This window comes from Rhizobium halophilum, assembly GCF_021648825.1.
Taxonomy (GTDB): domain Bacteria; phylum Pseudomonadota; class Alphaproteobacteria; order Rhizobiales; family Rhizobiaceae; genus Neorhizobium; species Neorhizobium halophilum.
In genome coordinates this window covers 44733-59051 of sequence record NZ_JAKJHS010000006.1, presented here as the reverse complement: position 1 = coordinate 59051, position 14319 = coordinate 44733, and the positions used below count along the sequence as shown (strand labels likewise).

Genomic DNA, 14319 nt, shown 5'->3' with positions numbered 1-14319 from the left:
GTCCTAGCGCTATGCCAAGCGAGGCATCCACCACTGAGGTGCTGCGCCTTCGCTTGTCAGCCAGGCATTCATTGAAGCCTCATCGGTCTGGCCATTCACCGTGTACTCCTGCACGTGAATGCCGGCACTGATGTAGAGGAGGTCAAGACCTTGCGCGATGGCGCCTCGCACATCCGTGGGCATGCCATCACCGATTGCCAGAACCCGGCCTGCGGCGAAGTTTCCGCGGGTTTCCCTCGCAGCCTGCAGTGCCGCTTCGTAGATCGGATGATGCGGCTTGCCGGCAATACGCGTCGTTCCTCCCAGTTGGTCATAGTAGGCGGCTACCGCGCCGGCGCAGGGGATAATCCGATGACCGCGTTCGACCACGAGATCCGGATTGGCGCAGATGAAGGGTACGTCCCGCGCCTGGAAGGCTGCAAGCATGTGGTGATAATCTTCCGGCACTTCCTTTTCATCGTCAAAGAAGCCGGTGCAGACGATGGCTTCGGCCTCTTCCGCGCCCACAATCTCAACGTCCAGCCCGTCGAAGAGGGGCATGTCGCGCTCCGGCCCGAGCAGAAAAACCTTCTTCGGGCCCTCGGCTATCAGATGGCGCGTGACATCGCCCGAGGTGACAATGTGGTCATATGCTTCATCCGGTACGCCGAGGACACGCAGTTGAGCGATGACGCCAGGAGATGGGCGAGGAGAATTGGTGATCAACACGACGGTGCTGCCTGCCGATCGCGCGCTGGCCAAGGCCTTGCAGGCATCGGGGAAGGCATCGACGCCGTTGTGCAGCACCCCCCAGACATCCGAAAGAACGACGTCGTAGCGGCCGATGATTTCACTGAGGGTGTTGATGCGCTGGGCCATGCCTGCTTCCGAATTCGTATCTAAACAGGCGCTGACATCGCAAAGCCTGCCAACGATAGCAAGCAGTTTCCAACGCCCATTAACCGTCACGTCGAGCAAAGAGGGAGTTGCGCAATTTTTCCGCAGGCCGTTCTTGACTCACGCTGCCGTCACGCTTATCTCGACCGCAGTTAGCACTCCCCTAAAGCGAGTGCTAACACCTTACACGGGTCTCTAGATCCGTCCATGTCATTTGATCGAGGGATTAGACAATGGCAAGCACCAATTTCCGCCCGCTTCACGACCGCGTCGTCGTTCGTCGCGTTGAGTCCGAAGCCAAGACCAAGGGTGGCATCATCATTCCCGATACCGCCAAGGAAAAGCCGCAGGAAGGCGAAATCGTCGCTGTCGGTTCCGGCGCACGTGACGAGTCCGGCAAGGTCGTTGCACTCGACGTGAAGGTGGGCGACCGGGTTCTGTTCGGCAAGTGGTCGGGCACGGAAGTAAAGCTCGACGGCGAAGACCTTCTGATCATGAAGGAAGCCGACATCATGGGCATCATCGGCTGATTTCCAGCTGACTGCTTCCACTCAACATCGCTGACACCCCTTTTTAGGAGTTCCCAACATGGCAGCTAAAGAAATCAAGTTTGGCCGCACCGCGCGCGAGAAGATGCTTCATGGCGTCGACGTCCTCGCTGACGCCGTGAAGGTTACGCTCGGCCCCAAGGGTCGCAACGTCATCATCGACAAGTCCTTCGGTGCGCCACGCATCACCAAGGACGGTGTATCGGTCGCCAAGGAAATCGAACTGGAAGACAAGTTCGAGAACATGGGCGCCCAGATGGTCCGCGAAGTCGCTTCGAAGACCAACGACATCGCCGGTGACGGCACCACGACCGCAACCGTTCTTGCCCAGGCCATCGTTCGCGAAGGCAACAAGGCCGTTGCAGCCGGCATGAACCCGATGGACCTGAAGCGCGGCATCGATCTGGCCGTTACCGAAGTTGTCAAGGATCTGCAGGCGAAGGCCAAGAAGATCTCGACCTCGGAAGAAGTTGCCCAGGTCGGCACGATCTCCGCAAACGGCGACACCCAGGTTGGCCGTGACATCGCTGAAGCGATGCAGAAGGTTGGCAACGAAGGTGTCATCACCGTCGAAGAAGCCAAGACCGCCGAAACCGAACTCGAAGTCGTCGAAGGCATGCAGTTCGACCGCGGCTACCTGTCGCCTTACTTCGTGACGAACCCGGAAAAGATGGTCGCCGATCTCGACGACGCTTATATCCTCCTGCACGAAAAGAAGCTTTCCAACCTTCAGGCCATGCTGCCGGTTCTGGAAGCCGTCGTACAGTCCGGCAAGCCGCTCCTCATCATCGCTGAAGACGTCGAAGGCGAAGCCCTCGCGACCCTCGTCGTCAACAAGCTGCGTGGCGGCCTGAAGATTGCTGCCGTCAAGGCTCCGGGCTTCGGCGATCGCCGCAAGGCCATGCTCGAAGACATTGCCATCCTGACAGGCGGCACGGTCATCTCCGAAGACCTCGGCATCAAGCTCGAAAACGTCACGCTCGATATGCTCGGCCGTGCGAAGAAGGTTTCGATCTCCAAGGAAAACACCACGATCGTCGACGGCGCTGGCCAGAAGACCGACATCGAAGGCCGCGTTGCACAGATCAAGGCGCAGATCGAAGAAACCACTTCGGACTACGACCGCGAGAAGCTGCAGGAGCGCCTCGCCAAGCTCGCTGGCGGCGTTGCCGTCATCCGCGTTGGCGGCTCCACGGAAATCGAGGTCAAGGAACGCAAGGACCGCATCGATGACGCGCTGAATGCAACACGCGCTGCCGTTCAGGAAGGCATCGTCCCGGGTGGCGGTACTGCCCTGCTGCGCTCTTCCGTCAAGATCACCGCGAAGGGTGCCAACGACGACCAGGAAGCCGGCATCAACATCGTCCGCAAGGCCCTGCAGTCGCTGGTTCGCCAGATCGCCACCAACGCCGGTGACGAAGCTTCGATCGTGGTCGGCAAGATCCTCGAAAGCGACACCGACAACTTCGGTTACAACGCCCAGACGTCGGAATACGGCGACATGATCGCCATGGGTATTGTCGATCCGGTCAAGGTTGTCCGCACGGCTCTGCAGAACGCAGCTTCGGTTGCCTCGCTGCTGATCACCACGGAAGCCATGATCGCCGAACTGCCGAAGAAGGAATCGGCTGGCGGCGGCATGCCTGGCGGCATGGGCGGCATGGGCGGTATGGACATGATGTAAGACCTTCGGGTCTTCACATCTGAGCCATCCGGTTCAGTTTCGGAAAGGGCGGTCTCCGGGCCGCCCTTTTTGTTGCTCCATGCAAGAGAGACTTTGCAGCGCAATTTCTATTACCTGCCGATGCACGGCGCCCCTATCTACACCACTGTGGTCAGAAAAAAGATGTGGTTTTGACGTCCTTGCTTCGGGTGTCCCCATTGCAAGCAGGGTATAATGCCCGACGTTCTTCCCCAAAAAATGCAGACGACTGTTTGGCAAGAGTTCATGTAGCCAAACCGCGCAATCATTTGCCGGCGCCTCCTCATCCCCTTCTCCAACCGCGATCGTCACCGGAACAGTGATCGATTTGATGCTGCCGACGTCGAAGCTGCGTACCCTCGGCGCCGGCGCCAAGGTGAAGCCAAGAGCTATTCGCCTGTCGGTGAAGGAGTCGGACTGACGCTCCCAAGACGCACGGAAGATCGCGCTTTTCTCTAGGAGCGGCTCAATTTGCTCCACAACATCCTTAAATTCCTTTGGGCCTTTGCCAAAGGATCGATCCCACGACCAAGCCTGAAAGCGCTCCACTTGGGTAACAGCTCCCATGAGACCTAGCACGGTATAACCACCCAATGAGAAGCCTGCCGCAGCGATCTGATCGGGATCGATCCTACCGGCAAGAAAAGAGGAGGAAAGCAGATCGTCCAGTAGCACCGAGAGGTCCCGCATGCGTTCCCACCAGCAGAGAAAGCCTTCTGCTCGATACTCCTCCACCCCCGTATTTCCGTGGTGATCGGCACCGACCACTATGAACCCTGCGTCGGCAAGTGCCTTAGCCAGCCACGTTAAACCCACGGCGGAGCCACCGGTGCCATGAGAAAGAAGAACCAAGGGCGCTTTCTCGGGTAGATCCGCTAAGGTCGCATCTACAGAAAGTGCCCCAGTCTGATAGAAATCGGATATTGACTGAGGTTGGCTGCTACCGGCAGGTGCTGCTGGATACCAGGCATTCCAGCGAATAGGGCGAGGTCCAGTACCGGGCCAATCCGATCTCGATTCGTCGTAGATGATGCCTTGGCGAAATCCAACCACTGCGTCGCCTCCTTCAAGCCCCACCAATAACGCAACTCTTCAAAGACGCTGTCAATCCACCGGCAGCGACGTCTGATCGTTCAATATCAGATGACGAACTGTCTTCTATTGTTCATCTTTCTTCTCTTCCGAAAACGCGTCACATAGCAGTCAGCATTTCGATGACCTGAACCGCTCACGCCAACCATTTTCGGGAGACCTCCCATGCTCAACACGACCACCAACAACCTTCTGCTGCTCGCCGGCCGCGTGCTTCTCTCAGCCATGTTCATCATGTCTGGCTATTCCAAGGTCGTCGATCCCGCCGGCACTGCCGGCATGATCGCCGGCGCCGGCTTCCCGGCCGCGACGGCTCTCGCCTATCTCGCCGGTATATTCGAACTCGTCGCCGGGCTGGCCGTCATTGTCGGCTTCCAAACCCGGATCGCAGCGATCCTGCTGGCCGCCTTCACAGTCTTCACCGGCCTGGTCTTCCACTCGGGCGCCATCGCCGTGCCTGATTTCCCGGAAGCCGCCAACAACCTGCTGACGATGTTCAACGGCCTAATGATGATGAAGAACCTGACGATTGCGGGCGGCTTCCTGGTGCTTGCCGCCGCTGGTGCCGGCGCCTACTCGCTGGACGCCCGCCGGGCGGGCGGTTCCGTCGCCGTCGCCGCATAAGCTCGACCTAAGTCCCTCCCAGGACGGGGCGCTGGACCAGACAGGTCCGGCGCCTTTTTCTTTGCTAGGTGCGGCGCTGCGCCAGCCAGACGGTTGCGCCACCGCAGGCCGGATCCTGGTCGACCTGCGCGACCAGCCGGAAGCCGTTCTCTTCCAACAGTTGCGCATAGTCTTCGCGGGCGAGGCTGGCGTGGTAGAGCGGTTCGCCCCCGAACTCACCCATGGCGATGCCGGCAAAATGACCGGCCGTGAACATGAGAGCTCCGCCCGGCGCCGACAGATAGGAGAAGACGGGGAACATCCGCCGCTGATCTTCCGGGTTCAGGTGAAAGAAACTGTGCCAGGCGATGATGCCGTTGAAGGTACGGCCGGGCGGCAGCCTGCGCATGTCGCGGACGATCCACTGGTGCCCGGACAAGCGCTGCTTGCATAGATCGATCAGCGTCTGCGAGCTGTCGACGCCAGTCAAACGGTAGCCGCGAGAGGCGAGATCCGCGGCGATCGGCTCGCCCGAACCGCAGCCGAGATCAAGCACCGTGCCGCCAGCCGGCAACAAGGAGGTGAAGCGGTCGAGCCATGACTTCTCGAACAGGTTCTTACCGCGCAGTTCGTCGAAGGCCCGCGCGTACCGCTCATAAAGAGCGATAATGTTCTCGTCTTCAGTCATCAGTGCCGCCGGTGACCGATCTTACTGCGCGAACGATCTGCTCGACCCGTGGATCCGCATCATGCTCGGCCTTTCGAGCGCGCACCAAGCAGGCCTGGCTCTTCAGGATCACGCCGTCGCTCAGGATCTTCAGATGATTGGCCTTCAGTGTCGAGCCGGTCGAGGTGATGTCGACGATGATGTCCGCCTGCCCCGCGGCCGGCGCGCCTTCCGTGGCGCCGAGGCTTTCAACGATGCGGTAGAGCTGGATGCCGTGCTGGCGCGAAAAGAACTGCTGCGTCAGGCGCCAGTACTTCGTGGCGATCGCCAGGCGTCGGCCGTGGCGGGCGCGGAAATCCGCGGCGACGTCGCCGAGATCCGCCATGGTCTCGACATCCAGCCAGATTTCCGGAACGGCGACGACGACATCGGCCTGTCCGAAGCCGAGGCGGGCGCAGAACTCCACCTTCTCGTCGACGCCAGCCATGCCCTCGCGCACCAGGTCCTCCCCGGTGACGCCGAAATCCACCGCGCCGCTCGCCAGTTCGCGGGCGATCTCGGATGCCGAAAGATAGGCAATCTCTACTCCGTCCATCCCGTCTATCCGGCCACGATAGGACCGGTCATTGCCGATGGCTAATATCGTCAGACCCGCGCGTGCGAAGATGGCTGCGGTATCTTCCTTGATGCGTCCCTTGGAGGGCAATGCAAGCGTGAGGGTCTTCATCGAGATGCCCTCGCCATTTCGATCCGGTCGAGCCAGAGCGAGAAGCCGACTGCCGGGATGTGGTCGGTCGCACCAAGCAGCGTCAACAGCCTGTCGAACCGACCGCCGCCCGCCAGAACCGCCGATGCCTCCGCTTCCGTCACCTCAAAAACCAGGCCCGTGTAATAGTCCAGAGGGCGGCCGAAGGCGGCGCGATAGGTCATGGACGAGAGATCCACGCCAATATTGGAGAGGGCTGCAAGTCGCGCATCGAACTGGGCAATGGCCGAGCCGAGCTTCAAGCCTGCTGCGTCGGCGAAACCCGCGAGCGCAGCAGATGCCTCGGACAAAGGCAGCCGCAGCGTCAGGAATTCACGCAAGAGCAGAAGCGCGCTGCCGTCGAGCTTTGTTTCCGCCAGCGTCAGCTTTTCCTTCAACCGACGAGCGATTTCGGTGGGCGAGCGGCTTGCATTGGTGGAATAGCCGGTTTCCTGCATGGTCCGATCGATCCGGGCGACCAGTTCGTCCTCGCTGCCGGAAGTGACGAGATCGGCTATTTCCGAGTTAAGTCCGGCAACCGGCTGCGGCCGTGCCAGCCGCTCCAGAAGCGCCTCGAGATGCGCCATGTCGCCGAACGCCTGTATCAGCCGCTTCTGCCAGCCGAGCGGCAGGCCGAGCGCCTTCACGACGGCTTCAAAGACGGCCTGATCGCCAAGGGTGAGCGTCAGGGCGCGGCCAGGCAGCAAACGGGAGAGGATGCCGGCCGCGTCGGCGATCGCCCGGGCGTCCGCGCTGGCGACGTCGGTTTCGCCGAGGTCTTCAATCCCGGCCTGGTAGAACTCATGGGAGCCTTCACGGCGCTGGCGGAAGACTTCTCCGAGATAGGAATAGCGCTTCGGCGTGCCGGTCGCGGTCTCGATGTGGCGCAGGCAGACGGGGATGGTGAATTCGGGACGCAGGCAGAGGCTCGCGCCCGTTTCGCTTTCCGTCAGGAAGATGCGGCGGCGCAGGTCCTCGCCGGCCATATCCAGAAACGGCTCGGCCGGCTGGATCACCGGCGTGTTGACCCGCACCGTCCGGCGCGTCTCGAACTCCTCCAGCAGGTCGCCGGCAAATTCCGGCATGTCGATCAGCGGCATGCGTAACGCTCAAACATCGTCATCAGTGTCACCGATCTGATTAGGGTCGTAGGGTATGCCAAGTCCCCGCCGACGGTCTTCCGCCTGAGCCGCCAGGATCTCCTTCACCTTGGCGACGAGTTCGGCTTCCGGCACAATTTCCTGCGCCACGCGGGCCTCGCGCCAGGCGGCATTGTCCTCGATCTCTCCAGAGAGCCGCTTGCCTTCGATCAGGTCCTTGATCTGCACCACGCCCTCTGCGCGCTCGTCGCCGCCCTGGATGATGGCGATCGGCGAGCCGCGGCGGTCGGCATATTTCAGCTGGTTGCCGAACTTCTTCCAGTTGCCCTGGTACATTTCGGCGCGGATGCCATTTGGGAACTTCTCACACTTCGCGTTACGCAGTTCCTGCGTGAAGCGCTGGTAGCGGCCGAGCGCATCGATATCCTGTCCATCCATGACCGTGACGATAACCGGGCCAAGTACCTCGTCCTGACCGAGTTTGCCGAGGTTCTTCAGCGCCGTCATGAGGCGCGAGACGCCGATGGAAAAGCCCGTGGCCGGCACCGGCTGGCCCATGAAGCGCGAGACGAGCCCGTCATAGCGCCCGCCGCCGCCGACGGAGCCGAAGACGACCTTCTCTCCCTTCTCGTTGGTGACGTCGAAGGTCAGTTCGGCTTCGAAGACGGGGCCGGTGTAATATTCGAGGCCGCGGACGACGGAAGGATCGATCTTGATGCGGTCCGGGCCGTAACCAGCGGCGAGGAACATAGTTGCCATCAGGTTCAACTCCTTCAGACCACTCCTGAGATTATCGTTGTCCAGTGCGTCAGGTTTAGGTGACTCCAAGGTGTGGAAAAGTTCGTCTGGAGTGCTGAAGATTACGACATGCATTATCTTGTCTATGGATGCGTGATCCAGCCCCGCACCCTTGGTGAAATCACCGCTTTCATCCTTGCGACCTTCGCCGAGCAAGAGCTTCACACCCTCGTCGCCGAACTTGTCGAGCTTGTCGATGGCGCGCAGCACGGTCAAACGCTGTCCAGCCTTGTCGTCACCGCCCAGACCGATAGCTTCCATCACGCCATCAAGAATCTTACGATTGTTGACACGAATTACATACTGCCCCTCAAGTCCTAGCGCTTCCATCGTATCGGCCATCATCATGCACATCTCGGCATCGGCCTGGACGCCTGGTGCGCCGACGGTATCCGCGTCGAACTGCATGAACTGGCGGAAGCGGCCGGGGCCAGGCTTCTCGTTGCGGAAGACATAGCCGGCGCGATAGGTGCGGAACGGCAGCTGGATCTCGTTGAAGTTTTCCGCGACATGGCGGGCAAGTGGCGCCGTCAGGTCGTAGCGCAGGCTCATCCACTGGTCGTCATCGTCCTGCAGCGAGAAGACACCCTCGTTCGGGCGATCGGCATCCGGCAGGAACTTTCCGAGGGCGTCCGTATACTCGAAGAGCGGCGTCTCGACCGGATCGAAGCCGTAGCGCTCGTAGACCTCGCGGATCTTGGCGATCATCTCGTTGGTGGCATGGATATCGGCAGCCGAGCGATCGACGAAGCCACGCGGCAGGCGGGCCTTCAGCTTCTGGGGTTTCTTCTGCTTCTCGCTCATGATCGGATGTCCATTGCCGGCGGCCCGGAAGGGCCGGATTTCGTGAGCGGTTTCTTAGAGGATGGAGAGAGGAGCGGCAAGGGCGGCCGGCTGGCGAAGGGACGGCTGCGATGGTATATGTGCAGCACGAAAGGGTCACCGCCATGAACAAGCGCGTCACGATCGAGATGCCGGACGAGATGCTGAAGCTCGTCGAGGAATATGCCGCGGAAGCAGGGGCCGCGACAGATGCCTATCTGCGCGACGTCATCGAGCAGCATCTGGAGGACCTGCACGATATAGCTGCAGCCGAAGCGGCGATGCAAAGCATTCGCGATGGTGAGCCTACTTACACTCTTGAAGAAGTGAAGCAGAGACTTGGCCTGGGCGATTGAGTTCCGGGCCAAGGCGGAAAAGCAGCTACAGCGTCTGGCATCAAGCGACGCCGCGCGGATCGTTGCCTTCCTGGAAGACCGCTTGGCGACACATGATAATCCTCGTGAGCTCGGCACTGCACTGAAAGGCCACGCCCTTGGCGGTCACTGGCGCTACCGCGTCGGCGACTATCGCATCATCTGCGACATCCAGGATCAGAGGCTCGTCGTGCTGGTCGTGGAAATCGGCCAGCGGCGCGAGATCGACCGCTAACTGATGATCATCGAAGCCCTTCAGTTCGCCGCGACCACTCCGGTGACACCAAGCGAATTTCGCCCTTTCGTTGGCTCCTCGGTCAGCCTCTGGTCGCGCGCCACACGTTGCAAGGACGAGTGGGCGGCACATGAGGAAAACTGCCGGCGGTTCATTGCCGACACGATCGGTCGGATGCGGCAGAGGCGCACGGCGGTTGTACTCGGGTCCGGCCTGTTGCGCGACGTGCCGATCCAGGAGCTATCCAGCGCTTTCGACACGGTGGTGCTGGTTGATCTCGTGCATCTGGCGAGCGTGCGAATGTGGCTGCAGGCAAAGCGGTTGGGCAATGTGCGGCTCGTCCATCGCGACCTCTCCGGGCTTGGCGATGCGTTGGCCGGAAAGCTGCCCGAACCGCTTTCGTTCCTGCGGCAAGTTCCGTATCTCGACCTGGTCGTTTCGGCAAACCTGCTGTCGCAGATCGGCGTCGGTGCCGAGCGCCGCCTTGAACAGGCCAAGGATGTTTCACCGGCAGATGTCGTATCGCAACTCATCGAGGCACATCTGGGAGATCTGACGGCCCTGCCCTGCACGACGATTCTCCTGACGGATGTCGCCTACAGGATCGTCGGCCGCTCCGGCGAGACGCTGGAGTCGGCAGACCTCATGCATGGGGTACCGGCGCCGGATGCCGACGAGCATTGGCCTTGGCCCGTCGTGCCGTTCGGGGAGCAAGGCAGAGACTATCAGATTGTCCATCAGGTCATCGCGAAGCGGATCCTGCGATAGCACGATTGCAATGCCGCAATTCAGGAGTAAGCAGTTTGGCATGAAGCATCTATCGGCGCTGCTGCTCCTGGTCTTCTGGATGTTCGCCGGAGGCGTCTCGCCTGCCGCCGTGCGTGCCGATGCGCCGGTACCAGCCCCTGCGCTTTCGGAGCGATCAACGGGCCATCATCTCCATCAGGATCGTTCCGCCAGCGCCTCGACCGAACGGCAGGTGAGCCACCGTCTCGCCGGCGAGGCGCGTGAAGCCGCCTGTTCAATGACCTTCTGCATCATCTGCCCCGCCCTCCTGCCGCCCCGTCCATGTGAAGTCGGCTACAGCGGACGCCCCTTCTATCGCGTCGAGGACAAGGCCAAAAGAATCTCCTCTTCCGGACCGTCACCTCTGGAGCGCCCACCGAAGTTCGTGATGTGAACTCAGCTCAAATCGAAACCAGAGATACAAATAGGAAGAACCATGTCTGCAAGACACCTCATCACGACATCCGCGCTCGCGCTCCTTCTCATGACCCCTGTCATGGCGCAGGATATGCACGGGCACGGTCACGCCGACACCACTGCAGCTGCCTCCGACGATCCGGTGGCCAAGGCATTCGAAGACGCCAACCTGAAGATGCACGAGGATATGGCGATCGACTATACCGGTGACGCCGATGTCGACTTCGTGCGCAGCATGATCCCGCATCATCAGGGCGCTATCGACATGGCGAAGATCCAGCTCGAACACGGCAAGGATCCGGAAATGCGCAAGCTCGCCGAAGAGGTGATCAAGGCGCAGGAGGCGGAGATCGCCGACATGCGCAAGTGGCTGGAAGAACGCGGCCGGTAACATGCGGAGCCGGGCAGGAGTCCTTGCCCGGCTCTCCTCCCAGTCCATATGGGAGGCTGGAGGATTGATCATGCGCCCTATCACGGCCATCGGCTTCGACGCCGACGACACGCTTTGGCAGAACGAGCAGTTCTATCGATTGACGGAGGACCATTTTGTCACGCTGCTTGGGGATTATGCCGAGGGAACCCATGTCTCCGAGCGGCTGCTCGAGGCGGAGAAACGGAACCTTGAACATTACGGCTTCGGCATCAAGGGCTTCACGCTTTCGATGATCGAGACGGCGATCGAGATCACCGAGGGCAAGGTCCCCGCGAAGACGATCGCCGAGATCCTTGACATCGGCCGGGAGCTGTTGCGCCACCCTGTCGAGACGCTGCCGCATGTGGAGGAGACGCTTCATGCCCTCAACGGCCAGTACCTGCTCGTGCTGATCACCAAGGGCGACCTCTTCGACCAGGAGCGCAAGCTGGCGCAATCCGGCCTCGGCGAACTCTTCGACGCGATCGAGATCGTCAGCGACAAGAGCGCCACCACCTACCGGCGGATCTTCTCGAAGGTCGCCGATGGGCCGGACCGCGCGATGATGGTGGGAAATTCGCTGAAGTCCGACATCGTGCCGGCAATCGCCGCCGGCAGCTACGGCGTCTTCGTCCCGCACGAACTGACCTGGGTGGTGGAGCATGTCGAGCCACCGACCGACGCACCCCGCTTCCGGCAGATCGAGCATCTGGGGCAGTTGCGGGATGTCCTGGCGGAGATCACGGGCGAATGAACTTGGCCCGCAGCCGATCGACCTCGGCCTGGCAGAAGCAGCCGGCCAGATGGTCGTTGACCAGCCCCATGGCCTGCATGAAGGCGTAGACGGTGGTCGGGCCGACAAAGGTCCAGCCGCGTTTCTTCAGGTCCTTCGAAAGACGGATCGACGTTGCGGTGGTAGGGTTCGCCCGCAGCGTCGCAAGGTCCATCACGGCCGGACGGTCGGCAGGCGACGGCTCGAAGCTCCAGAAGAATTTCGCGAGCGAGCCATACTCGCCTCGCAGTTCCACCGCGCGGCGAGCGTTGTTGATGGTCGAGACGATCTTGCCACGGTGGCGGATGATCCCTGCATCGGCCACCAACCGCTCCACGTCGTCCTGGTCGAACGATGCCACCTTCTCAAAATCGAAGCCAGCGAAGGCGGCCCGGAAGTTCTCCCGCTTGCGCAGGATCGTCAGCCACGACAACCCCGACTGAAAACCTTCGAGGCAGATCTTTTCGAACAACCGGACGTCATCGGTCACCGGCCGCCCCCACTCCTCGTCATGGTAGCGGCGATAGTCGTCCAACCCTCCGTGCCAGAAACAGCGGGAAAGCCCGTCTTCGCCTATGATGATGCCGGTCTTTTCCATCGTGTCCCCTCGTTAATGGCCATCGCTTCGTTTTCAGCCTTGGTCAACCATGTCCCCAAACCGGCTGGTAACCCTGCTGAAAGGTTTAGAGCCAGCGACGCATTTGAATCGCCACCCGTTTACGGTTCCATCGTTCTCCGTTGGCAGCGTGATCTGCGAACCGGGCGAAGAACGCCCCATCGGTGCATGTGTAGCGAGTGGATCCGACGATGAACAAGATGCTTATGCTGGCCATCGGCCTTCTTCCTGCCTTTGCCACCCTGGCGCAGGCGAATGACCGCTATCGGGAGCGGCCTCCGGTGATCGTCAGCCCAGATCTCACGGCACCATGGGTGATGCAGCTTGGTGGTGGCAGCGTCAGGCCGGTGGTCTATCCGAGTCGTACAGCAGGGACCCGCAGCCTCTTTCCCCCGCGCAGCCGCAATGAAGCCGATGCACGCCCGCGCAACGTCCAGCAGGCGGGCTTTCGACCGAACAAGGTGATCCGCGGCCAGATCGAACCTCAGTTCCTGCCGCAGACGGTGACCTATGAGACGAAACATGCTCCTGGGACGATCGTCATCGACACCAACAACCGCTTTCTCTACCTGGTCACGGGCAACGGACAGGCGCGTCGCTACGGCGTTGGCGTAGGAAAGCCGGGCTTTGAGTGGGCGGGGACCCACAAGGTCACCCGAAAGGCGGAGTGGCCGCGCTGGGTTCCGCCCAAAGAGATGATCGCTCGTGAAGCCGCAAAGGGCCATTTCCTGCCGGCAAGCATGGAAGGTGGACCTGCGAACCCACTTGGCGCGCGCGCCATGTATCTCGGCTCAACGCTTTACCGCATCCACGGAACCAATGCCCCGTGGACCATCGGCAGCGCCGTCTCCTCCGGTTGCATCAGGATGCGCAATGAAGATGTGGTCGACCTTTACGAGCGGGTATCGGTCGGTGCCAAGGTCATCGTCATGTGACAATTGTGGCCGCTCCGCCACGGCGCGGTCGGTTTCTTGTCCGAGGGACCTCGCGATTCACGTCCTCCGCTTGCCGTTTGTCATATGCGGGGACATCTTGCTCCCCATTCACCGCAGAGCGGCAAGAGGGGTAAGATGAGAACCAGGACATTGATGATCGTCGCCAGCGTTATGGCGGCGATGATGGCGAGCGAGGCTCCGGCTCAAAGTTCCGGAGCCCGGCCGGCGACGACGGCGAGCGACGTGGCACCTTCGATGCGCAACCGCGCCGTGCCGGAGAAATACAAGCGTCGGATGGTGCGCTTTTCCACCAATGAAGCGCCCGGCACGATCATCGTCGATACCCATAACAAGTTCCTCTACTACGTGGAGGGCAAGAACCGGGCGACCCGCTACGGGATCGGCGTTGGGCGCGAAGGCTTCGGCTGGTCGGGAGTCGTGAAGATCGGCCGCAAGGCGGAGTGGCCATCATGGACGCCGCCCGCGGAAATGCGGCGCCGCGAGGCGGCTCGCGGTCACATGCTGCCTGCCGTCCAGAAGGGCGGGCCGGACAATCCGCTCGGTGCCCGCGCCATGTACCTCTACAAGGGTGGCCGCGACACGATCTTCCGCATCCACGGCACCAACCAACCTTGGTCGATTGGCCTCAACCTGTCATCGGGCTGCATCCGAATGATGAACAAGGACGTCGAGCACCTCTACGAGCGGGCACCGGTCGGCACCAAGGTCGTTGTTGTCGGCCCCGGCAACAAGCACGGAGACGTTGCCTTCCAGGATCGTGGGATCGACATCTTCCGGACGCTCTTTGGCGGCTGATGA

At 61.2% G+C, this 14319-nt stretch carries 18 protein-coding genes; 11 read left to right on the top strand and 7 right to left on the bottom strand.

What is annotated here, in order from left to right; translation table 11 throughout:
* Positions 1-9: 9 nt before the first annotated feature.
* Entirely contained in the window at positions 10-858 is an 849-nt protein-coding gene (locus tag LXM96_RS12930) for a TIGR01459 family HAD-type hydrolase (protein ID WP_239998970.1), read from the bottom strand.
* 251 nt (positions 859-1109) lie between these two features.
* Between LXM96_RS12930 and groES the strand changes: the two genes are divergently transcribed.
* Both groES and groL read left to right on the top strand, forming a co-directional pair.
* Positions 1110-1406, top strand: a complete 297-nt coding sequence (groES, locus tag LXM96_RS12925) for a co-chaperone GroES (protein WP_184146507.1) — start codon at positions 1110-1112, stop codon at positions 1404-1406.
* 58 nt (positions 1407-1464) lie between these two features.
* Positions 1465-3108, top strand: coding sequence for a chaperonin GroEL (gene groL / locus LXM96_RS12920; protein WP_239998969.1), 1644 nt, complete (start codon positions 1465-1467; stop codon positions 3106-3108).
* A gap of 33 nt (positions 3109-3141) precedes the next feature.
* Here the strand turns inward: groL and LXM96_RS12915 are convergent, their stop codons facing one another.
* Positions 3142-4179: an alpha/beta hydrolase family protein gene (locus LXM96_RS12915; protein ID WP_239998968.1), complete on the bottom strand. Its 1038-nt coding sequence runs from the start codon at positions 4177-4179 to the stop codon at positions 3142-3144.
* A 186-nt stretch (positions 4180-4365) separates the two neighbouring features.
* Between LXM96_RS12915 and LXM96_RS12910 the strand changes: the two genes are divergently transcribed.
* A complete protein-coding gene (locus LXM96_RS12910; protein ID WP_317208250.1) occupies positions 4366-4842 on the top strand; it encodes a DoxX family protein in 477 nt (158 codons plus the stop codon).
* A gap of 64 nt (positions 4843-4906) precedes the next feature.
* On the opposite strand, the gene LXM96_RS12905 is transcribed toward LXM96_RS12910, so the two are convergent.
* The 4 genes from LXM96_RS12905 to hisS are packed head-to-tail and all read right to left on the bottom strand — an operon-like array spanning position 4907 to position 8935.
* A complete protein-coding gene (locus tag LXM96_RS12905; RefSeq protein ID WP_239998966.1) occupies positions 4907-5509 on the bottom strand; it encodes a class I SAM-dependent DNA methyltransferase in 603 nt (200 codons plus the stop codon).
* A complete protein-coding gene (hisG, locus tag LXM96_RS12900; protein ID WP_239998965.1) occupies positions 5502-6215 on the bottom strand; it encodes an ATP phosphoribosyltransferase in 714 nt (237 codons plus the stop codon). The genes LXM96_RS12905 and hisG overlap by 8 nt, the downstream gene beginning before the upstream one ends.
* On the bottom strand, positions 6212-7333 hold the full coding sequence (locus LXM96_RS12895) for an ATP phosphoribosyltransferase regulatory subunit (RefSeq protein WP_239998964.1): 1122 nt from the start codon (positions 7331-7333) through the stop codon (positions 6212-6214). The genes hisG and LXM96_RS12895 overlap by 4 nt, the downstream gene beginning before the upstream one ends.
* Before the next feature lie 9 nt (positions 7334-7342).
* Positions 7343-8935 (bottom strand): histidine--tRNA ligase, encoded by a 1593-nt coding sequence (gene hisS / locus LXM96_RS12890; RefSeq protein ID WP_239998963.1) that lies wholly within the window; start codon positions 8933-8935, stop codon positions 7343-7345.
* A 143-nt stretch (positions 8936-9078) separates the two neighbouring features.
* On the opposite strand from hisS, the gene relB reads away from it, so the two are divergent.
* The 6 genes from relB (at position 9079) to LXM96_RS12860 (ending at position 11931) form a co-directional block, all read left to right on the top strand.
* Positions 9079-9309 carry a type II toxin-antitoxin system RelB family antitoxin gene (gene relB / locus LXM96_RS12885; protein ID WP_239998962.1) on the top strand — a complete coding sequence of 77 codons (231 nt, stop codon included), beginning with the start codon at positions 9079-9081 and terminating at the stop codon, positions 9307-9309.
* Positions 9293-9562 (top strand): type II toxin-antitoxin system RelE family toxin, encoded by a 270-nt coding sequence (locus LXM96_RS12880; RefSeq protein WP_239998961.1) that lies wholly within the window; start codon positions 9293-9295, stop codon positions 9560-9562. The genes relB and LXM96_RS12880 overlap by 17 nt, the downstream gene beginning before the upstream one ends.
* A gap of 3 nt (positions 9563-9565) precedes the next feature.
* On the top strand, positions 9566-10330 hold the full coding sequence (locus LXM96_RS12875) for a hypothetical protein (RefSeq protein ID WP_239998960.1): 765 nt from the start codon (positions 9566-9568) through the stop codon (positions 10328-10330).
* A 40-nt stretch (positions 10331-10370) separates the two neighbouring features.
* Entirely contained in the window at positions 10371-10742 is a 372-nt protein-coding gene (locus tag LXM96_RS12870) for a hypothetical protein (protein ID WP_239998959.1), read from the top strand.
* 42 nt (positions 10743-10784) lie between these two features.
* On the top strand, positions 10785-11156 hold the full coding sequence (copM, locus tag LXM96_RS12865; RefSeq protein WP_239998958.1) for a CopM family metallochaperone: 372 nt from the start codon (positions 10785-10787) through the stop codon (positions 11154-11156).
* A gap of 64 nt (positions 11157-11220) precedes the next feature.
* Positions 11221-11931 (top strand): HAD family hydrolase, encoded by a 711-nt coding sequence (locus LXM96_RS12860; protein WP_239998957.1) that lies wholly within the window; start codon positions 11221-11223, stop codon positions 11929-11931.
* Here the strand turns inward: LXM96_RS12860 and LXM96_RS12855 are convergent.
* A complete protein-coding gene (locus LXM96_RS12855; protein WP_239998956.1) occupies positions 11918-12547 on the bottom strand; it encodes a DNA-3-methyladenine glycosylase I in 630 nt (209 codons plus the stop codon). The genes LXM96_RS12860 and LXM96_RS12855 overlap by 14 nt on opposite strands.
* Before the next feature lie 209 nt (positions 12548-12756).
* Between LXM96_RS12855 and LXM96_RS12850 the strand changes: the two genes are divergently transcribed.
* On the top strand, positions 12757-13500 hold the full coding sequence (locus LXM96_RS12850; RefSeq protein ID WP_239998955.1) for a L,D-transpeptidase: 744 nt from the start codon (positions 12757-12759) through the stop codon (positions 13498-13500).
* Between the two features lie 135 nt (positions 13501-13635).
* The gene (locus LXM96_RS12845; protein WP_394801955.1) at positions 13636-14316 is read left to right on the top strand and encodes a L,D-transpeptidase; all 681 of its coding nucleotides are present in this window, start codon (positions 13636-13638) and stop codon (positions 14314-14316) included.
* Positions 14317-14319: the final 3 nt, after the last annotated feature.

Bases quoted from the DNA above. Each gene is read 5' to 3' on its own strand.
- LXM96_RS12905 (WP_239998966.1), bottom strand. From the start codon at position 5,509: ATGACTGAAGACGAGAACATTATCGCTCTTTATGAGCGGTACGCGCGG.
- copM (WP_239998958.1), top strand. From the start codon at position 10,785: ATGTCTGCAAGACACCTCATCACGACATCCGCGCTCGCGCTCCTTCTC.
- LXM96_RS12895 (WP_239998964.1), bottom strand. From the start codon at position 7,333: ATGCCGCTGATCGACATGCCGGAATTTGCCGGCGACCTGCTGGAGGAG.
- LXM96_RS12870 (WP_239998959.1), top strand. From the start codon at position 10,371: ATGAAGCATCTATCGGCGCTGCTGCTCCTGGTCTTCTGGATGTTCGCC.
- relB (WP_239998962.1), top strand. From the start codon at position 9,079: ATGAACAAGCGCGTCACGATCGAGATGCCGGACGAGATGCTGAAGCTC.
- hisS (WP_239998963.1), bottom strand. From the start codon at position 8,935: ATGAGCGAGAAGCAGAAGAAACCCCAGAAGCTGAAGGCCCGCCTGCCG.
- LXM96_RS12845 (WP_394801955.1), top strand. From the start codon at position 13,636: ATGAGAACCAGGACATTGATGATCGTCGCCAGCGTTATGGCGGCGATG.
- LXM96_RS12850 (WP_239998955.1), top strand. From the start codon at position 12,757: ATGAACAAGATGCTTATGCTGGCCATCGGCCTTCTTCCTGCCTTTGCC.
- LXM96_RS12930 (WP_239998970.1), bottom strand. From the start codon at position 858: ATGGCCCAGCGCATCAACACCCTCAGTGAAATCATCGGCCGCTACGAC.
- groL (WP_239998969.1), top strand. From the start codon at position 1,465: ATGGCAGCTAAAGAAATCAAGTTTGGCCGCACCGCGCGCGAGAAGATG.
- groES (WP_184146507.1), top strand. From the start codon at position 1,110: ATGGCAAGCACCAATTTCCGCCCGCTTCACGACCGCGTCGTCGTTCGT.
- LXM96_RS12855 (WP_239998956.1), bottom strand. From the start codon at position 12,547: ATGGAAAAGACCGGCATCATCATAGGCGAAGACGGGCTTTCCCGCTGT.
- hisG (WP_239998965.1), bottom strand. From the start codon at position 6,215: ATGAAGACCCTCACGCTTGCATTGCCCTCCAAGGGACGCATCAAGGAA.
- LXM96_RS12875 (WP_239998960.1), top strand. From the start codon at position 9,566: ATGATCATCGAAGCCCTTCAGTTCGCCGCGACCACTCCGGTGACACCA.